Origin of the sequence: Chitinophaga sp. Cy-1792 (assembly GCF_011752935.1) — a bacterium.
GTDB lineage: Bacteria > Bacteroidota > Bacteroidia > Chitinophagales > Chitinophagaceae > Chitinophaga.
Genome location: NZ_VWWO01000003.1, coordinates 706,505 through 723,588 on the forward strand (window position 1 = coordinate 706,505; position 17,084 = coordinate 723,588).

Annotated in this window: 17 protein-coding genes; 8 read left to right on the forward strand and 9 right to left on the reverse strand. The window is 45.4% G+C overall.

Annotation, left to right across the window (positions count from 1 at the left end; translation table 11 throughout):
* Positions 1-11: 11 nt before the first annotated feature.
* Positions 12-410, forward strand: coding sequence for a biopolymer transporter ExbD (locus tag F3J22_RS28250; protein ID WP_167021328.1), 399 nt, complete (start codon positions 12-14; stop codon positions 408-410).
* A gap of 78 nt (positions 411-488) precedes the next feature.
* Here the strand turns inward: F3J22_RS28250 and prmC are convergent, their stop codons facing one another.
* Positions 489-1,349 (reverse strand): peptide chain release factor N(5)-glutamine methyltransferase, encoded by an 861-nt coding sequence (gene prmC / locus F3J22_RS28255; protein WP_167021329.1) that lies wholly within the window; start codon positions 1,347-1,349, stop codon positions 489-491.
* Positions 1,350-1,484: 135 nt separating this feature from the next.
* On the opposite strand from prmC, the gene ribD reads away from it, so the two are divergent.
* Both ribD and F3J22_RS28265 read left to right on the forward strand, forming a co-directional pair.
* On the forward strand, positions 1,485-2,507 hold the full coding sequence (gene ribD, locus F3J22_RS28260) for a bifunctional diaminohydroxyphosphoribosylaminopyrimidine deaminase/5-amino-6-(5-phosphoribosylamino)uracil reductase RibD (RefSeq protein ID WP_240155228.1): 1,023 nt from the start codon (positions 1,485-1,487) through the stop codon (positions 2,505-2,507).
* Positions 2,508-2,552: 45 nt separating this feature from the next.
* A complete protein-coding gene (locus F3J22_RS28265) occupies positions 2,553-3,152 on the forward strand; it encodes a YigZ family protein (protein WP_167021330.1) in 600 nt (199 codons plus the stop codon).
* Between the two features lies 1 nt (position 3,153).
* Here F3J22_RS28265 and F3J22_RS28270 read toward each other — a convergent pair whose 3' ends face one another.
* The 3 genes from F3J22_RS28270 to F3J22_RS28280 all read right to left on the reverse strand — a co-directional run bounded on the left by F3J22_RS28270 (position 3,154) and on the right by F3J22_RS28280 (position 7,306).
* Positions 3,154-5,526: an ABC transporter permease gene (locus tag F3J22_RS28270; protein ID WP_167021331.1), complete on the reverse strand. Its 2,373-nt coding sequence runs from the start codon at positions 5,524-5,526 to the stop codon at positions 3,154-3,156.
* Between the two features lie 155 nt (positions 5,527-5,681).
* Positions 5,682-6,572, reverse strand: coding sequence for a 3-hydroxyacyl-CoA dehydrogenase family protein (locus F3J22_RS28275; protein ID WP_167021332.1), 891 nt, complete (start codon positions 6,570-6,572; stop codon positions 5,682-5,684).
* A gap of 77 nt (positions 6,573-6,649) precedes the next feature.
* Positions 6,650-7,306, reverse strand: a complete 657-nt coding sequence (locus F3J22_RS28280) for a carboxypeptidase-like regulatory domain-containing protein (protein ID WP_167021333.1) — start codon at positions 7,304-7,306, stop codon at positions 6,650-6,652.
* Between the two features lie 137 nt (positions 7,307-7,443).
* Between F3J22_RS28280 and F3J22_RS28285 the strand changes: the two genes are divergently transcribed.
* The 3 genes from F3J22_RS28285 to pyrF all read left to right on the forward strand — a co-directional run bounded on the left by F3J22_RS28285 (position 7,444) and on the right by pyrF (position 10,228).
* On the forward strand, positions 7,444-8,541 hold the full coding sequence (locus tag F3J22_RS28285; protein ID WP_167021334.1) for an Mrp/NBP35 family ATP-binding protein: 1,098 nt from the start codon (positions 7,444-7,446) through the stop codon (positions 8,539-8,541).
* 139 nt (positions 8,542-8,680) lie between these two features.
* On the forward strand, positions 8,681-9,331 hold the full coding sequence (locus F3J22_RS28290) for an FMN-binding negative transcriptional regulator (RefSeq protein WP_167021335.1): 651 nt from the start codon (positions 8,681-8,683) through the stop codon (positions 9,329-9,331).
* Positions 9,332-9,403: 72 nt separating this feature from the next.
* On the forward strand, positions 9,404-10,228 hold the full coding sequence (pyrF, locus tag F3J22_RS28295) for an orotidine-5'-phosphate decarboxylase (RefSeq protein WP_167021336.1): 825 nt from the start codon (positions 9,404-9,406) through the stop codon (positions 10,226-10,228).
* Between the two features lie 71 nt (positions 10,229-10,299).
* Here the strand turns inward: pyrF and F3J22_RS28300 are convergent, their stop codons facing one another.
* Complete coding sequence (locus tag F3J22_RS28300) at positions 10,300-10,746, reverse strand: YciI family protein (RefSeq protein WP_167021337.1); 447 nt, start codon at positions 10,744-10,746, stop codon at positions 10,300-10,302.
* Between the two features lie 123 nt (positions 10,747-10,869).
* On the opposite strand from F3J22_RS28300, the gene F3J22_RS28305 reads away from it, so the two are divergent.
* Together F3J22_RS28305 and F3J22_RS28310 are read left to right on the forward strand one after the other, a co-directional pair.
* Positions 10,870-12,048 carry an acyl-CoA dehydrogenase family protein gene (locus F3J22_RS28305; RefSeq protein WP_167021338.1) on the forward strand — a complete coding sequence of 393 codons (1,179 nt, stop codon included), beginning with the start codon at positions 10,870-10,872 and terminating at the stop codon, positions 12,046-12,048.
* Between the two features lie 76 nt (positions 12,049-12,124).
* Positions 12,125-13,171, forward strand: a complete 1,047-nt coding sequence (locus F3J22_RS28310) for an FAD:protein FMN transferase (protein WP_167021339.1) — start codon at positions 12,125-12,127, stop codon at positions 13,169-13,171.
* 91 nt (positions 13,172-13,262) lie between these two features.
* Here the strand turns inward: F3J22_RS28310 and F3J22_RS28315 are convergent, their stop codons facing one another.
* From F3J22_RS28315 to F3J22_RS28330, 4 genes are all read right to left on the reverse strand, one after another.
* Entirely contained in the window at positions 13,263-13,883 is a 621-nt protein-coding gene (locus tag F3J22_RS28315; protein WP_167021340.1) for an outer membrane beta-barrel protein, read from the reverse strand.
* Between the two features lie 39 nt (positions 13,884-13,922).
* On the reverse strand, positions 13,923-14,558 hold the full coding sequence (locus F3J22_RS28320; RefSeq protein ID WP_167021341.1) for a DUF4136 domain-containing protein: 636 nt from the start codon (positions 14,556-14,558) through the stop codon (positions 13,923-13,925).
* Positions 14,559-14,810: 252 nt separating this feature from the next.
* Complete coding sequence (locus tag F3J22_RS28325) at positions 14,811-15,437, reverse strand: HAD family phosphatase (protein WP_167021342.1); 627 nt, start codon at positions 15,435-15,437, stop codon at positions 14,811-14,813.
* 171 nt (positions 15,438-15,608) lie between these two features.
* A complete protein-coding gene (locus F3J22_RS28330) occupies positions 15,609-16,856 on the reverse strand; it encodes a DUF2130 domain-containing protein (RefSeq protein ID WP_240155229.1) in 1,248 nt (415 codons plus the stop codon).
* Positions 16,857-17,084: the final 228 nt, after the last annotated feature.

Genomic DNA, 17,084 nt, shown 5'->3' on the forward strand with positions numbered 1-17,084 from the left:
ACTAACGGAAAATGAATCTACGTAGTCGTAACCGTAAACATGTGGAAATGGACAAGTCAGCGTTGAACGATATCCTGTTCATCCTGCTGCTGTTCTTTCTCATCGTTTCCACACTGGCCAATCCAAATGTGATCAAGCTCGCCTTGCCAAAGGCTACCAGTAATACTAAGTCAAAGCAAACAGTGGTAGTAAGTATCAACAGCAATCACGAGTTTTTTGTAGGTACCAACAAAATACCTTTCGAATCTCTCCGGCAAACACTGGTACCTGCGCTTTCACATGAAACCATTGATCCTACAGTGGTGATAAATGCGGAAAAAACTGTTCCTATTGAAGATGTGGTAAGTGTCATGGAAATTGCCCGTTCTATCGGTGCAAAAGTAGTGCTGGCCACCGCTCACAAAGAATAAGCTTAGTTGTATAATATTAAAAAGGCCGTCTCTGATCAGTAGAGACGGCCTTTTGTTTTTTATCTTTATAAAGATGATTTATGCGGCTGGAACAGCTGCTTTTATCATCCTGTCTTTTCCGAAGAAATCCTGTTTTAGTTCGATGTTCTCAAAACCCAGGCCCCGCAATAGTTCCACCACTTCCTGGCCGTATGCCTCGTTGATCTCGAAATACAACAGGCCGCCTTTGTTCAGCTTTTCCATGGCCAGTATGGCGATATGGCGGTAAAACAATAAGGCATCGGTATCGGGTACAAACAGCGCAATGGATGGCTCAAAGCCCCATACCTGCTGCTGCATGTCAGTCTGCTCTTTTTGTGTGATGTACGGAGGATTGCTGACGATAATGTCCTGTTTGTCTAATGTGGCCACCTCATCCGGATTTAAGGCATTTATTACCTTGAAAGTTACGTCCTGCTTTAGTTTGGTAGCATTGCCACGCGCTACTTCCACAGCGGCTTCACTTACGTCCAGTCCGGCAACAATTGCTCCCGGTAAGGCTGATTTTATGGAGATAGGAATGCAGCCGCTTCCGGTGCCAATATCCAGAATATGCAGGCCAGGCTTGTCGCCGGCATCTTTTACGACCCAGTCTGCCAGTTCCTCCGTTTCGGGTCTGGGGATCAGTACAGCCGGACTGACATTGAACTCCAGGCCATAAAACCAGGCGGTCCCTGTGATATATTGAATAGGCTCGAGGCGTTGTAAGGCGGATATGGCAGATTTGAGTGTTTCCAGCTGCGCAGGGGTCAATTGCTGTTCCTTATGGATAATGCGGTCCAGCTTACCAAATCCGGTGATATGTTCCAGTACTATATGCGCTATGTTGGCGGCTTCCCGCTCATCATAGATGTCGCCGACTGCACCGGTAATAAATGTGAAAGCTGATTGTATAGTCAAAAGTGATGATTTAAAAAGATGCTCCAAAAAACAGCAATCAGCGCTGCCGATTCCGTTCCTTCAGCTAAAAACAATATTTTTGCAAACATACTTATATCGCCGGGGATTATGGATAGCACTTTCAATGAATTTTTTATGCGACGCTGCCTGGAGCTGGCAGCAATGGGAGCAGGGAATGCTGCCCCCAATCCAATGGTTGGAGCCGTGCTGGTACACCAGGGACGCATCATCGGAGAAGGTTACCACCAACAATATGGACAGGCCCATGCTGAGGTGAACTGTGTGAACAGTGTGCCGGTAGAAGACCAGCCACTGATACCGTATGCCACCATGTATGTGAGCCTCGAACCCTGTGCACATCACGGGAAAACACCCCCCTGTGCCGACCTGATCGTAACACACAAAATCCCGCACGTAATCATCGGTTGCATTGATACATTTTCTGCCGTAGCCGGAAAAGGTATTGAAAAGCTGAAGAACGCAGGAATAAAGGTGGAAACAGGCGTACTGGAAGCGGAATGCAGGTTTATCAACCGCCGCTTTTTTACGTTCCATGAACAGAAACGCCCCTACGTGATCCTGAAATGGGCGCAAACCCGCAACGGCATGATCGCATCAGATGATTTTAAACCGGTGCGGATCTCTAATAGCTATACAGACAGGCTGGTACATCGCTGGAGAAGTGAAGAAATGAGCATCCTGGTAGGTACCGGTACTGCTATTCATGATAATCCTAAACTCAGCACCAGGCTATGGCCAGGTAAAGACCCGGTAAGACTGGTGATTGATAAGGCACTCAAGGTGCCACACGAATACCACGTATGGGATGGTAGTCAGCCTACTATCTTCATTTCCGGCCGCACCGGCGATTCTGCCGGTAAATCCGAGATCATGCAGCTGGATTTTTATGACGACCTGCTTCCGCAGCTGATGGAGCAGTTGCATCATAAAAACCTGCAAAGCGTACTGGTGGAAGGTGGCCCTTATGTACTGGAGCAGTTTATCGAAACGGGCCTTTGGGACGAATGCCGCATCATCACCGGAAGCGGCGTGCTCACTGCCGGCAAAGCAGCACCTGTATTGTCAAAAGCAACACTCTCATCGTCAGCAATGATAGATACGGACCGTGTGGATATCTATCACCGCAGCCACTCCTGAGGCTATCCGGGCATGTGAATTAATATTGGTTTCTAAATTTTTTGAATGGAGGTTTATTTTACTATTGATAAAACTGCTGTCGCTGAATTTAAAGACAGAGGCAGCAAATTTCTGGCATATGCCTACCCTGTTAAGTCGGCAGATGATGTAAAGGCATGTTTACTGGAGATCAAAAAAGAACATCCCAAAGCAACGCACCATTGTTATGCGTACCGCCTTGGTACCGACGGACTACAATTTCGTGCAAATGATGACGGGGAGCCTTCCGGTACTGCCGGTAAGCCTATCCTTGGCCAGATAGACAGTAAGCAACTCACCGATGTACTGGTGGTTGTGGTGAGATATTATGGCGGTACCTTATTAGGTGTGCCCGGATTGATCAATGCTTATAAAGTGAGTACTGCCATGGTATTGCAGCTGATTCCGGTGATCCAGAAAAATGTGGAAAAGCGCTACCACCTGAGCTTTGACTATACCATCATGAATGAGATAATGACGGTAGTGAAACAGCATAACGTGACCGTCCTGGCGCAGGAAATGCAACTCTTCTGCACGATGGATATTGGTGTACCCAAGAATACAGAAGAGCTGTGTTTATTGAAGCTGAATGATATCAGAGGATTGGAGATCAAGCCGATAAAATAAGCTATTCAGATCGCAGACTTTTCACCGGGTTCATCAGGGCCGCTCTGATAGCCTGATAGCTAATGGTGAACAAGGTTAGCAATAACGCTCCCATTGCCGCGATGAGAAATACGGATATGCCTATATTTACCCGATAGTCAAATTGCTGTAGCCAGCGGTTTACAAAAAAGAATGCCAGCGGAGCAGCCAGTAATGCACTCGCCATTACCAGTATCACAAAGTCTTTCGACAGCATGGCCCAAATCTGTGTAACAGAGGCTCCCAGCGCTTTGCGTATGCCTATTTCCTTGGTACGCTGCTCAGCTGTGAACGCCGCCAGGCCCAGCAATCCGAGGCAGGAGATGAAAATGGCAAAGCAGGTGAAGATCATGGATAAACGCCCGATCAGGACTTCCTGGCGGAATTTAGATTCGTATTCATCGTCTGCAAACTGGTATGCAAACGCACTTTCTGGACTATATCCTGCAAACACTTTTTCAATCTCCTGTATAGCAGTATGCGGATTAACCTTGCCAGCCAAACGAATAATGCCCCAGGTTTTATCAGTAGCATCAGGGATGAACATCGCCGGGTCAGCTTTTGAATAAGGAGAAAGCATGAGCGCATCTTTTACCACTCCCGCTATAAACAAACGACGGTCATTCCAGGTGATAACCTGGTTTACCGGATTGTTCAACCGCAGGCGCTTTACAGCAGCTTCATTCAGTATTACCGACTGGCTGTCAGTGGCGCTGGCGTGGAAATCACGTCCGGCTATTATTTTCATACCGGCTGTCTGGAAATAATTATCATATACATTAAAAACCCCCATTTCAACGGTTTCTCCAGGCAGCTTACCAGGGAAATCATCCAGGTCGTTATGGGCATAAACATCCGTTACAGGGGAGGAAGAGGCAGTAAGATTGGTAACTACACCGGTTTGCAGCAGCTGATTGCGGAAAGCGTCGAAATGATTAGCTATTTCCTTCGGAAGCCTGGTCTGAATGAGCATGTCTTTATCATAGCCGGCAGACCTGTTACGTGCATAGTCTATCTGGTTGTGAATCACGATGGTGGCGATGATCAGGGCGATCGAACAGGTGAATTGCGCAATTACCAATGCTCTCCTGGAATTACTACTGGTTTTGCCTGTCCGCATGCCTTTAAGGATCTTCACCGGCCGGAATGAGGAGAGAATGAAGGCGGGCCTTGCTCCGGCAATGATACTCACTATTACCACTGCCGATATCAGTATTATATACAGCCAGGGTGATGAAAAAGGAATTGGTACCGTAGTGGTAGTGATCCGGTTGAACAGCGGAAGTGCCAGCATAGCCAGCATAAAGGCTATAACAGCGGCTATCAGTGTAGTAACAAAGGATTCTACCAGGAACTGGAAGATCAGGAATTGCTGTTCGGCACCTATTGCCTTACGAATACCTACTTCTTTTGCACGCTTGGAAGAGCGAGCAGTGGAGAGATTAATAAAGTTGATGCAGGCAATCAGTAATACCAGGAGGCCCACGACGCAGGCCGTGCGAATATTATCAATGAGGCCGCCCGCATCTTTACCGTTCTCATATTTACCATACAAATGCCAACGCGATATGGGCTGTAACACTACATCCGAGCGCATGGCATTTTCGGAGGCGGTTTCTGTCTTTTCTATGTCTTTGATCTTGGCGGCAAATTGTTCCAGATTAACGCCAGGCTTCAGTTTGACGAACTCCTGGAAGCCATTGTTGCCATACCCGCTATTTCTGCTATTTCTCACATATTCATATGCCTGCTCCATACGGCGCATCGTCATCAGGTATTTAAACCGAAAGGTTGAATTTTCAGGAAGATCTTTAAGTATACCCGTCACTGTCAGGTTATCGGTATTATCGACGCGAACAACTTTCCCGATGGGGTCATCACTACCGAAAAGGGCTTTGGCAGCGGATTGCGTGAGTATGATGCTGTTGGGGTCTTGAAAAACAGTATTGATATCACCTTGTATAAGTGGATATTGGAAGATGTGCAGGAAATCATCGGCTACATGCGCACCGTCCAGTACTAACTTTTTTTCACCAGCTTTGAGGTTATGAAAACCCATCCAGTCGGTTTCGGCGAGGTATTCAATTTCTGGCATGGCAGACTTGAGCGTGGCTCCCAGTTTCAGGGATACTGCCTTGAAGTTGAGTATTTCCCCATTGCTGTCGAAGTTCCTTCTTACCTGGAATACCCTATCTTGTTCCGGCACCTGGCTATCAAAAGAGGCTTCATGATAGGCCCACAACCCTATGATCAGTGCTACGGCCAGTCCTGTAGCCAGTCCCAGGATATTTATTACGCTAAACCCTTTGTTGTTGCGCATATTACGGTATGCTACTTTAATATAGTTGTTGATCATATGCGATGAATTAAACCCCTGAAGGGATACAGGTGAGCGTACTAACGGGGTGCCAGAGATAAAGGGTGTTGATAACCAACAGGATAAAATAAAAAAGCGAACGACAACTGTCCGTTTTTGGTACAGTTGTCGTTCGCTTTCGAATATAATAATTTTTAACGGGAGAATCGATCGCTTACCACGAGGTCTTTACTACCGGCGGTATACTTATAAAACCCTTCACCGCTTTTGGCTCCCAGGTAACCGGCTGTTACCATGTTTACCAGTAACGGACAAGGAGCATATTTAGGATTACCGAATCCATCATGCAATACGTTGAGGATAGAGAGGCATACATCCAGTCCGATGAAATCGGCCAGCTGTAAAGGTCCCATCGGATGGGCCATTCCCAGTTTCATGACGGTATCAATCTCAGCCACGCCGGCTACACCTTCAAAGAGGGAGTAGATGGCTTCGTTGATCATTGGCATCAGGATACGGTTGGCGATAAAGCCCGGGTAGTCGTTTACTACGCAGGGTACTTTGCCCAGTTTCTCTGAAAGTGCAACGATAGTGGTGGTGACTTCTTTTTCGGTAGCATAGCCATTGATGATCTCAACCAGTTTCATGACTGGTACAGGGTTCATGAAGTGCATGCCTATTACTTTTCCGGGGCGTTTGGTAGCCGCGGCAATTTTTGTAATAGAGATGGAAGAAGTATTGGTAGCCAGTATGGTGCCTGGTTTGGCGTGCTGGTCGAGGTCCTGGAAGATTTTCAGCTTCAGGTTAATATTTTCAGTGGCGGCTTCCACAACGAGGTCTGCATCGCTGACACCGGAAGGTAGGTCGGTGTGGAGGCTGATGTTGGCCAGTGTTTGTGTTTTGACATCTTCTGTGATAGAGCCTTTGGTTACCTGACGATCCAGGTTTTTGGCAATAGTTTGCTGCGCCTTCTGGAGGGCAGCTTCTGAGACATCAACAAGGTTTACTGAAAATCCGTTCTGAGCGAATACATGCGCAATACCATTTCCCATAGTACCGGCGCCTATGACTGCGACTTTTTGCATAACGTACGACATGGTGTATGAATCTGTTTATTCGTTTATCTGGAGCTAATAGCTTAACAAATAAACGAATAAACGGGCTAATTATCGTCTTTGTTCTTGAAATCCCCTCGTTTCCAGGCTTGTATGAATTGTGCCCATGCGAGCGGGTTAAAGATATTCTGCGGAGGTGGCTGGCCGGCGTAGTAAAGTGATGCGGCCTGACGTTTCATGTACATGTTGGTGGCTTCGCGGCCATCTACAGGTGTAACGCGGGCGAGGGCACGTAATCGGCCTGCTTCGGTATTTTTTCGCGCTATTTCGTATGCATCGTCTGGAATATCCATACTGGCAAATGCACGCTCAAATTCTTCCCTGGTAGGATAAGGCCGGATAATAGTGGCCGGGAGATAGGTCGTATCTTCCACCATCAGCTGTATCAGTGAATAGGCATTACCGGGCAGTGTGGCAGGAATGGTATAATTTTTCTTCTTAAAGCCAACGGCACTAAAAGTAAGGGTGTCACCCTTAAAGGCCACAATAGAGAATACACCCTGCCTGTTGGCGATCGTACCTCTGCTTTGGCCTCGTACTATAATACTAACTGCAGGGATAGCCTTCAGACTATCTGCAGTCATAGTAATACCGGAAATCTGAATAATGCTGTCTTTGAATTCCGTTATCTGCGCCTGTAACAGGAAAGGAGATAAAAGGAATACGATAAGTAGTGACAGTCTGTAGGAACTCTTGTGCTGCATTACCGCTCTAAGATATAGAAATTATTTTAAGTATTATGATCATGCTTCCCGACAGTTAGAGAGAAGCAAATCAGAGTTGTAAATTAAGGCCCATTTGGGTTAACTTTGCAGTCTGGAATCTAATTTAACAACAATTTATGATGACGAAAGAGCAGATTTTAAAGGCCCTGAGCAACGTAGAAGAACCTGATTTAGGTAAGGATCTGGTGACGTTGAACATGGTGAAAGATATAGAGATCAATGGCAATAAGGTGAAATTTACGGTTGTACTGACTACTCCTGCCTGTCCTTTGAAAGACCTGATCCGCAACGCCTGTGTGAATGCTATTCACATGCTGGTGAGCAAGGATGCAGAGGTAGAAGTGGTGATGACCGCCAATGTAAGCAGCAAACGTAACAATGGACAGGGCGCCCTTCCTAATGTTAAGAATATTATCGTAGTGGCTTCCGGTAAAGGAGGCGTAGGTAAATCAACCGTGGCAGCAAACCTCGCCCTGGCACTGGGCCGCGATGGTGCCCGTGTAGGCCTGATGGATGCTGACATCTATGGACCTTCCGTGCCTATTATGTTCGGTGTTCGCGGCGAACGCCCGATGATGGTAAGCGTAGACGGTAAAGGCATGATCGAACCTATGGAAAAATGGGGGATTAAATTTATGTCTATCGGCCTCCTCATCGACGAAAGAGAAGCAGTGGTTTGGCGCGGACCTATGGCCAGCAGCGCTTTACGCCAGTTTGTAACCGATGTTCACTGGGGTGAACTGGATTACCTGGTTATCGACATGCCTCCTGGTACCGGTGATATTCACCTGACCCTCGTACAAACCGTTCCTATCACCGGCGCCGTAATCGTTACCACGCCGCAGGATGTGGCACTGGCAGATGCTAAAAAAGGTATCGCTATGTTCCAGGGTAAACAAATCAATGTACCTATCCTCGGACTGGTAGAAAATATGGCATATTTCACGCCTGCTGAACTGCCTGAAAATAAATACTATATCTTCGGAAAACACGGTGGCCGTAAACTGGCAGACGAACTGGAAATTCCTTTCCTGGGCGAAATTCCATTGGTACAGAGCATCCGTGAAGGTGGTGATTACGGCGAGCCTATCATGACACAAGATGATAAAGCCACCCGTAAGGCTTTCCTGGATATCGCTGGTGCTACCGCACGTGCCGTAGCCATGCGTAACGCGAATATCGCACCTACCAAAATTGTAGATATTGTAGTTTAATAACTACCACCAATAAATATTTTCCCGACTGACCGGAAAGGCAACTGCCCGGTCAGTCTGATTTAACCCCAGCAATGCCAACCCGACTATATCTTCCCTTAATTTTTACTGTTTAATATTCACCACATAATCCCGTAATATGTATACCGCAAAAATTAACAGAGAAACAGACTGGAGCAAGATAGCAGCCTTCATGCGTGAATTCAGCTTCGCATTGATCGTGAATACCGACGAGCAGGGTGTACCACATGCTACGCATATCCCTGTTTCCCTGATTGAAAAATCACCAGGCAATTTTGTGCTGCAGGGGCACATTGCCAAAGTAAACCCGCAATGGCAGTACTTTGAAAAAAATGACACCCTGATAGTATTCTCTGCGCCGCATGCCTACGTTTCTGCTTCATGGTATGAGAAAGACAGAATTCCTACCTGGAACTATATGGCTGTTCACATACATGGTAAAACAAGAATATTATCGGAAGATGAACTGAGGAAAAACCTGGAACAATTGGTCGATCATTATGAAGCAGCTTCTAAATGCCCTGTACATATTAATGATATAGATCATAAATATTTTGAAAATAACCTGAAAGCAGTTGTTGGATTTGAAACAACAGTACGAGATATTAATGCAAATTATAAATTGAGTAATAATAAAAATGATAAGGATTTTTGCAGCGTAGTAGATCATCTGAAGGAGAGAGATCATGAATTTGATGCAAGAATAGCCGCTGAAATGGAAGTCAGAAGGCCACAGGCCGGAGATAAAAAGGATTCCGGCATCAAATAGTTATCAGCTGAAAATGAAATATCTTTAATTGGGCTGATTTTGCTTACCTTTGCGCCCCAAATAAAACCGACTATGAATAGACAGGAATTGGTAAATCTGATTAAGGAAAGACAATCTTATCTGTGTGTAGGATTGGACACGGACATGCAAAAGATCCCAAAACACCTGCTATCTCACGCAGATCCGGTGTTTGCCTTTAACAAAGCGATCATTGATGCTACCAAAGATCTGGCGGTTGCCTACAAGATCAATACAGCATTTTATGAAAGTATGGGTATTCGCGGCTGGGAAAGCCTGCAACGTACCGTTGAGTACATTCCTTCCGGTATCTTCACCATTGCAGATGCAAAAAGAGGGGATATCGGCAATACCTCTACGCAATATGCGAAAACATTCTTCGATACCTACAAATTTGATTCTGTTACCGTAGCGCCTTACATGGGCCGCGATAGCGTAGAACCATTCCTGCAGTTTCCTGAGAAATGGGCTATCATGCTGGGTCTTACCTCCAACGAAGGAAGCCAGGACTTTCAGATGCTGAAAACAGACGGGGAATATCTCTTTGAAAAAGTATTGAAAGCAGGTATGCAATGGGGTACGCCAGATAACCTGATGTTTGTGGTAGGTGCTACACAGTCGTCACAACTGGGGCATATCCGTAAACTGGCGCCAGACAACTTCTTCCTCGTACCAGGTGTTGGTGCGCAGGGTGGTAGTCTGGAAGAAATCTCCAGACAGGCGATGAACAAAGATTGTGGCCTGCTCGTGAATGCAAGCCGTGCAATTATCTACGCCGGTAATGGTGAGGATTTTGCCGAAGAAGCAAGAAAAGTAGCGAAGCAATATCAGCTGGAAATGGCGACTTATCTGAGTCAGTCAGCCGCTGGTACACTGTAATTACAGCATACTACAGGACATCTTTATAAATTTTTAAAACGCAGTTTTGCTACACAGCACGACTGCGTTTTTTATTTAAATACACAGCTCTTTTTACTGGTCCACCAGGACCTGATTTCGTAGGTTAGCCTACCTGCTTTTACCGCGGGGTCAGTGTTTACAAGGCGTTCTGCCTCCATACTGTCTTTGCAATCCAGGATATAAAGTCCACGTATGGTACCGGTATCACCGAAGGGGCCGGAGACAATAATTTTTCCTTCTTTGGAGAGTCTGCCTATATTTTTCAGATGCAATTGCTGTAATGCCTGCGCTTCCTGTGCATCAATATCAGGGTGCGGGCCTCTTTTTAAAAATACTATCCAGTATTTTTTCATGTCCGGGCTTTGCCCGTCTGTGTTAAATTTAGCGCTAAGAAACGCCGACAATGCAGGGATAGGGAATGGAGAAGGACGGAAAGAAACGATAACTACGATTAGAAAACATAACAGAAATACAGCGGGTATAACCTTGCTTGCCATGACAATCGAATTTGTTACTAATCTACTAACATATTGTAAGCGAGATTGTTAATGACAAAAATTTAATCCATGTGCTGATATCAGGATAACTCATTATATTGCTGATAGCCAAAATTCACGTTTATGTTGCAAGACCTCTTCCAGTCCCCGGACTATTATGCTGTAGACGACCTGTTAACGGAGGAACACCTGTTGATCCGCGATGCTGTAAGGCAGTGGGTAAAGAAAGAAATTTCCCCGATCATTGAAGATTGCGCCCAGGAAGCTAAATTTCCTGCACAGATAATTCCCGGACTTGGAAACCTGGGATGTTTCGGGCCTACTATCCCGGCAACATATGGTGGTGCAGGTCTTGACTATATCTCTTATGGCCTGATGATGCAGGAGCTGGAACGCGGAGATAGCGGCATACGTTCTACTGCGTCTGTACAGGGCTCATTGGTTATGTATCCTATCTATGCTTTTGGCAGTGAGGCACAGAAGCAGTGGTATCTTCCCAAACTGGCCACTGGTGAGTATATGGGTTGTTTTGGACTTACAGAACCAGATCACGGTTCCAATCCCGCAGGTATGATTACCAATTTCAGGGAAGATGGCGACCATGTGATCCTGAACGGCGCCAAGATGTGGATATCCAATGCACCTTTTGCAGATATTGCGGTGGTGTGGGCGAAAAATGAAGCCGGAAAAATCCAGGGCATCATCGTAGAACGTGGCATGGAAGGCTTTACCACACCGGAAACGAAAGGTAAGTGGAGCCTGAGGGCCAGTGCTACCGGCGAGCTCGTTTTTGATAATGTAAGAGTGCCAAAAGAAAATATTTTACCGGGCGTAACCGGGCTGAAAGGGCCATTGTCCTGCTTATCATCAGCGCGCTTTGGCATTGCCTGGGGCGTAATTGGCGCCGCGATGGACTGTTATGATATTGCTTTGCGCTATGCAAAAGAACGTATTCAGTTTGGTAAGCCAATTGCCGGATTTCAGCTTACGCAGAAGAAATTAGCGGAGATGATCACTGAGATTACCAAGGCCCAGCTGTTGAACTGGAGATTAGGCGTACTGAAAAACCAGGGCAAGGCAACGCCGGCGCAAATTTCCATGGCTAAACGAAATTCCTGTGCCGTGGCTACACAAATAGCCAGAGATGCCCGTCAGATACTGGGAGGAATGGGTATTACCGGCGAATTCCCGGTGATGCGCCATATGATGAACCTGGAAAGTGTTATCACCTACGAGGGTACCCATGAAATACATCTGCTGATCACCGGTATGGATGTTACCGGCCTCGATGCCTTTAAATAATCGGCGGCTTTATTGGATTAGCTCAATTGTCTTTTTATCTTTAGCGCATTCCATGCAGCTGAAGTGAACATCTATTATGAAAAAAATACTATCCCGACTTTCTGTTTTTTTATTGATTTTACTGATTGCCAACGTATGTCGCGTATCTGCTGCCACGGCTGATACTGCCAGGGTGCAATTGATAAGTTGTGAAGGAAAAGCACAGGGCACTTACTATATCGTAAAATATCTTTCGGCAGATACTGCCAGTCTGCAATCCCGTATCGACTCCCTATTTAAGGTCATTGATCATTCTTTATCGCTGTACCAGCCGCATTCGCTGATCAACCAGTTTAATGAAACCGGGAAAGTGAATATGGATGAACATATGCAGCGGGTAGTGGAAAAGGCGCTGTTTGCCAATAAGGCGACGGCCGGGCTTTTTGATATTACCGTGAAGCCACTGGTGTATCTCTGGGGTTTTGGCGTAACTAAACCATCCTTTAAAGGAATACCGCCTGCGGATAGCATAAAGGCGACCATGCCCTATATTGGCAGTCGTTACCTCCGGGTAAAGGGAAATACGCTGTTTGCCCTTAAAAAAGGGGTACAAATCGATTGTAATGGCATCGCGCAGGGCTATACGGTGGATGTTATAGGTAGATTTCTTGATGCGGCTGGTATAAGGGATTACCTGGTAGATGTGGGAGGAGAGTTGTGTGCGCGGGGATATAATGTGCAGCATAAGCGTTGGAGCGTAGGTGTAGAGCGGCCATCACCGGGCGATACCACTTATGAGCCTGTACAGGGCATCGTTCGGCTGGCAGCCGAAGGGATTGCTACCAGTGGTAATTACCGCCGGTTCTTCGATCAGGGAAAGACACGTTTTGCACATACCATCAATCCTTTAACAGGAGAGGCTTTACATAATAACATCATCAGTGTGACTGTACTGGCAAAAGATTGCTTTACAGCAGATGCCTTTGATAACCCGCTGATACTGATGGGAGTGACAGAAGGGTTGCAGTGGCTGGAAAAGCACCCGGAATACGGCCTTGAAGCATTATATATCTATCGTGCCAAAGATGGTACTATACAGGAAGCCTATACGAAGCAATTCGGCTTACGTTTGCTCAACAATTAATTGCGGGATGAATAAAAAAAATCCCGCAGCCTTTATTAGAGACTACGGGAACCATTCTCACATTTTCCTTCTTAGAATATGGATAAAATACTTAGTTGAGGTGGAACTTCAGCCCAATATTCCCTTGTATTGACTGGAAATTGGTGAGGTCGCCCACTTTATAAGGTGCATAATTGTATCTGACATTGGCGTTAAACAACAGGGGAGAAGCTTTGCCGAAAGGCACGTTGATTCCAATTTCAGGGCTTACCAGAAATCTCCAGCTATTGTCGGACTCTACGAATTCTCCCCAGTATTTTTTGTAATCCATATTGGCAACACCGATACCAACGGAAGCGTAGGGGATGACGGCTTTATCAGGTTTGGTAAAGGCCCATCCTATGGTTGCCTGGATAGGAATTACCTGCAGGGTACGTGTTTGTACGGCAGATACATCACCGATTTTATCAGGATATACGGCACGTGGTAAGCGTTCGTAGTAGTCCTGGAATCCTGTTCGGAGTCCTACAGACAACTGGTCATTCAGCATATATTGCAGTCCGGCGCTCCAACCGCGGAAGCTGGTTTTATTAGTATAGTCTTTGAGAGATCCTATTGGCTGCGCGATGGAATAGTTCACATCAATCGATAATGGCGGACGTACCTGTGCAGCAACGGCCTGGGTTGCCAGACAGCCTGCAAAAATCAATATCCAGTTTTTTATCTTTTTCATCTTTCCAATCATTTTAAGGTTCATCGATTTGATACATCATTACTTGTTGGTGAGGTAAGGAGACTGGGCAAAAGAAGCCTGTACCATACTTGGTACATTGCTGGTTGTCCATACGTTTGTACCTCTCCAGAGTGAGTTCCATACAGCGGTCAGCTGATTGTTGGTGCCTGGATTTTTCAAATCGAAAAGGTCGATGGCAGTTTGTCTTTCTCTTACCTGGTACACCTGGTAATAAGGTGGATAGTACCATCCAAAGCCTGGGTAACCCCAGTAGCCAGGATCCCAGTATCCACCCCACCAGCCAGGGTTCCAGCCTGTAGTATAGAAGGTGTTGTCGATACGGGTGAGGTTAATACCAAGGTCTGGTTTAGCATTCTTGCCGACGAGTGTATAGCCTCTTTCCTGCATGGCCGCAGTAACAGAGGCGATCAGCTGTTTGTCGTAATCTGTCAGTGCTTTTTTGGTACTGTCTGAAGTGTTGGTCAGAACAGCAACGGAGTCTACAATGCTGAAGGTGGCGTATGATTTGAAGTTTGTCTGGCTATCGTGGTTCGTAATATAAATCCTGGACTCCTCAGGTGTCATATCCTTCAACGGGTCCTTGCCACAACCACTGAATGACACTATTGCCACGATGGCAGCAATACTGCTGAGTAAATAGATTGTTCTTTTCATAATCCTATCGTATTAATTTCTAATTATGGTTTCTTTTCGATTGCTAAATAGCTAAACGAAACGGGTCAACGGCATTTAATGAATGTCGTGAGAATGGAGTGCCGGCCGGCATACGGTGTATTCGCGTTTCCTTTATTGTTCAACGCTTTAGATAGGGGAAAGTTACAGCAGGTTTAGCGCAGAACTGTTAACGTAATCCTAAAATGAAAAATGGGTTAACAACTGTAGTTGATTACATATTATGTTGAAGTGTTAATTCAGAATTTTTTTATTCATCAGCTCGGATTTCAGCTGTGGTGCATTCAGAAAATGTATGCTTTCTATACCCATATTTTTTGCTGCATTTACATTGCGCAGATTATCATCGATAAAAAGTGCTTCTGCAGCATTTTCCTGGTACCTTTCCAGTAAAAGCTGGAAGAAAGAATGGGCGGGTTTACGTTGTTTTTCTCTTCCTGAAACCACAATACCGTCAAACCATTGTAAAAACTGGTATTGCATTAATGCAAGCGGAAACGTTTCATTAGACCAGTTTGTTAAAGCGTACAGCTTATATTTACCACTGTCTTTTAATTCTTTTAACAGTGCTACGGTATCGCTGATTTCGCCACCCAGCATTTCCTTCCATCTGCCATAATAAGCCCGTATTTGCGCCTCAAATGAAGGGAATTGCTGTATCAGCATTTCAGTCCCATCCAGCAGCGATCTTCCTGCATCCTGTTCTTCATTCCAGTCTGATGTGCATATTTCTTCCAGGAACTGTTCCATTTCATCTTCAGTAGAAAAAATTTTGCGGTAGAGGTAACGTGGATTCCAGTCTATTAGTACTGCGCCGAGATCAAAAATTATAGCCTTATAGGATGACTCCTGATTATGCATAGGTCTTTTAATAAGTATGAAAGATTGACTAAATTAATACTAATTTATATATTAGGATAATTTTAATGAATATTGATACACGGATGACAGTTTTGGCTGACAACCGGTAGCAGGGCCTTACCCGGATACTTTGGAAACGGGAGAGGTTTTATTATTTTTTATTGAAATGTATTAATCGAGAAATTCGTCTGCTGCATCTTCGAGGAGTTTGAGATCTACGGAATCGCTGCCGGCGATGCCTTCGATAGATCCTTTGATATGCGCAGCATTGAGTAATACTTTTTCGAGTTGTTTTTCGCGTGCCTTCCAGATTTTTTCCATGGCATCACGTTCTTTTTGTATAGAGATTTTGAGCGACATGAACCCTTCTCTGATGGCTTTCCACTGTTCGGCAAATTCGCCGCTGGTGAGATAAGCGTAGAGCATATGCATTTTGTCGCCTTTGTTTTCCTGTGTATTGAGTGCGCTGAAAACCTTGATGATACCATCCCTGAGTACATGAGCGAGGGCTTTCACTTCAGCGAAGGTACAGATCCAGATGCCGTCTCGTTCCCCGAATTTGTCCATGCCGCGTGGCATGGTTTGCGTAACAAGGATGGCCACATCGATGCCCTGGCTACGCATATCTGCTTTTAATTTTTCAATCCAGCCTTCGGTAAATTCCTTGGTGCGCTTGCTCTCGTAGATAATGCGGCCACATTCCTGTCCGAAGCGGTTTTTCACGAGCTGAATACAATCTGCCCCGCGAACGCCTTTGCCTACAGGGTTTACTTCATCGAAAGGAAAGCTATGGCGTAACATTTCTTCCAGAACGAGTTCCTGTACTTCTCCCTGTAATTGCATAGAACCTTGTTCGGCTCTGCGTTTCATTTCTTCGGCGAGTTTGCGTTGGTCTTCCAGTTGTTTTTCCAGTTCACGTAAACGTAGCTGGTGCTCGGTGTCTTTAAGTGCGTTACGCTCTGCTTCTTCCTTGCGGATAAGTTCTGAGAGTTCGGCGCGACTCTCCATGAGCTTACGTTCCAGGGATATTTCGAGTTCTGTTTCTTTATTTTTCAGTTCCTGTTCTTTACGCAGGAAGTCCAGTTCTTTCTGGCGTGCGGCACTCAGTTTGGCTTCCTGTTCGAGGTTGGCTTCTCTGAGCATACGTACCTGGTTGTCGAAATCAGCAACGATCGTTTTGCGTAATTCTTCAGAAAGAGACTCGCGCAGCTGTTGTTTTTCCAGTTGCACTCTTTTGGTGATCTCCTCCTCCTGCTGAATGCGTTGGGCTTCGATCTGCTGGCGTTCTGCGGCAATTTTACTTCTTTCAGACAGCAGGGAATTCTTCTCTGACTGAAGAGATTCCAATCTCTTCCGCCATTCGGACTCCATCTTACCACGCATTTCTTTCTCTATATCCGCTGCGAAGGCGTCTTCCATTACAAATTGATGTTTGCAACTCGGACAAGTGATTGCTGTACCCATAATACCAAAAATATATTACGTAAAGATAGGACTTAGAATGTTGGGATGAGCTTTAGTTTATCCTCTTAATGTGGATAATGTTTTTAAGATAAATATTGGTAATAAAAATATTACTTTATTTTTATTTTTTTGTAATAAATATATTACCTTAGTAGGAGTAATTAGTCGTAATAAAAGAAATGT

Coding starts and splice junctions, on each gene's coding strand:
- F3J22_RS28300 (WP_167021337.1), bottom strand. CDS start 10,746: ATGGCAAGCAAGGTTATACCCGCTGTATTTCTGTTATGTTTTCTAATC.
- F3J22_RS28330 (WP_240155229.1), bottom strand. CDS start 16,856: ATGGAAGACGCCTTCGCAGCGGATATAGAGAAAGAAATGCGTGGTAAG.
- ribD (WP_240155228.1), top strand. CDS start 1,485: ATGCGACGCTGCCTGGAGCTGGCAGCAATGGGAGCAGGGAATGCTGCC.
- F3J22_RS28275 (WP_167021332.1), bottom strand. CDS start 6,572: ATGCAAAAAGTCGCAGTCATAGGCGCCGGTACTATGGGAAATGGTATT.
- pyrF (WP_167021336.1), top strand. CDS start 9,404: ATGAATAGACAGGAATTGGTAAATCTGATTAAGGAAAGACAATCTTAT.
- F3J22_RS28315 (WP_167021340.1), bottom strand. CDS start 13,883: ATGAAAAAGATAAAAAACTGGATATTGATTTTTGCAGGCTGTCTGGCA.
- F3J22_RS28320 (WP_167021341.1), bottom strand. CDS start 14,558: ATGAAAAGAACAATCTATTTACTCAGCAGTATTGCTGCCATCGTGGCA.
- F3J22_RS28250 (WP_167021328.1), top strand. CDS start 12: ATGAATCTACGTAGTCGTAACCGTAAACATGTGGAAATGGACAAGTCA.
- F3J22_RS28310 (WP_167021339.1), top strand. CDS start 12,125: ATGAAAAAAATACTATCCCGACTTTCTGTTTTTTTATTGATTTTACTG.
- F3J22_RS28280 (WP_167021333.1), bottom strand. CDS start 7,306: ATGCAGCACAAGAGTTCCTACAGACTGTCACTACTTATCGTATTCCTT.
- F3J22_RS28285 (WP_167021334.1), top strand. CDS start 7,444: ATGATGACGAAAGAGCAGATTTTAAAGGCCCTGAGCAACGTAGAAGAA.
- F3J22_RS28265 (WP_167021330.1), top strand. CDS start 2,553: ATGGAGGTTTATTTTACTATTGATAAAACTGCTGTCGCTGAATTTAAA.
- F3J22_RS28290 (WP_167021335.1), top strand. CDS start 8,681: ATGTATACCGCAAAAATTAACAGAGAAACAGACTGGAGCAAGATAGCA.
- F3J22_RS28305 (WP_167021338.1), top strand. CDS start 10,870: ATGTTGCAAGACCTCTTCCAGTCCCCGGACTATTATGCTGTAGACGAC.
- F3J22_RS28270 (WP_167021331.1), bottom strand. CDS start 5,526: ATGATCAACAACTATATTAAAGTAGCATACCGTAATATGCGCAACAAC.
- F3J22_RS28325 (WP_167021342.1), bottom strand. CDS start 15,437: ATGCATAATCAGGAGTCATCCTATAAGGCTATAATTTTTGATCTCGGC.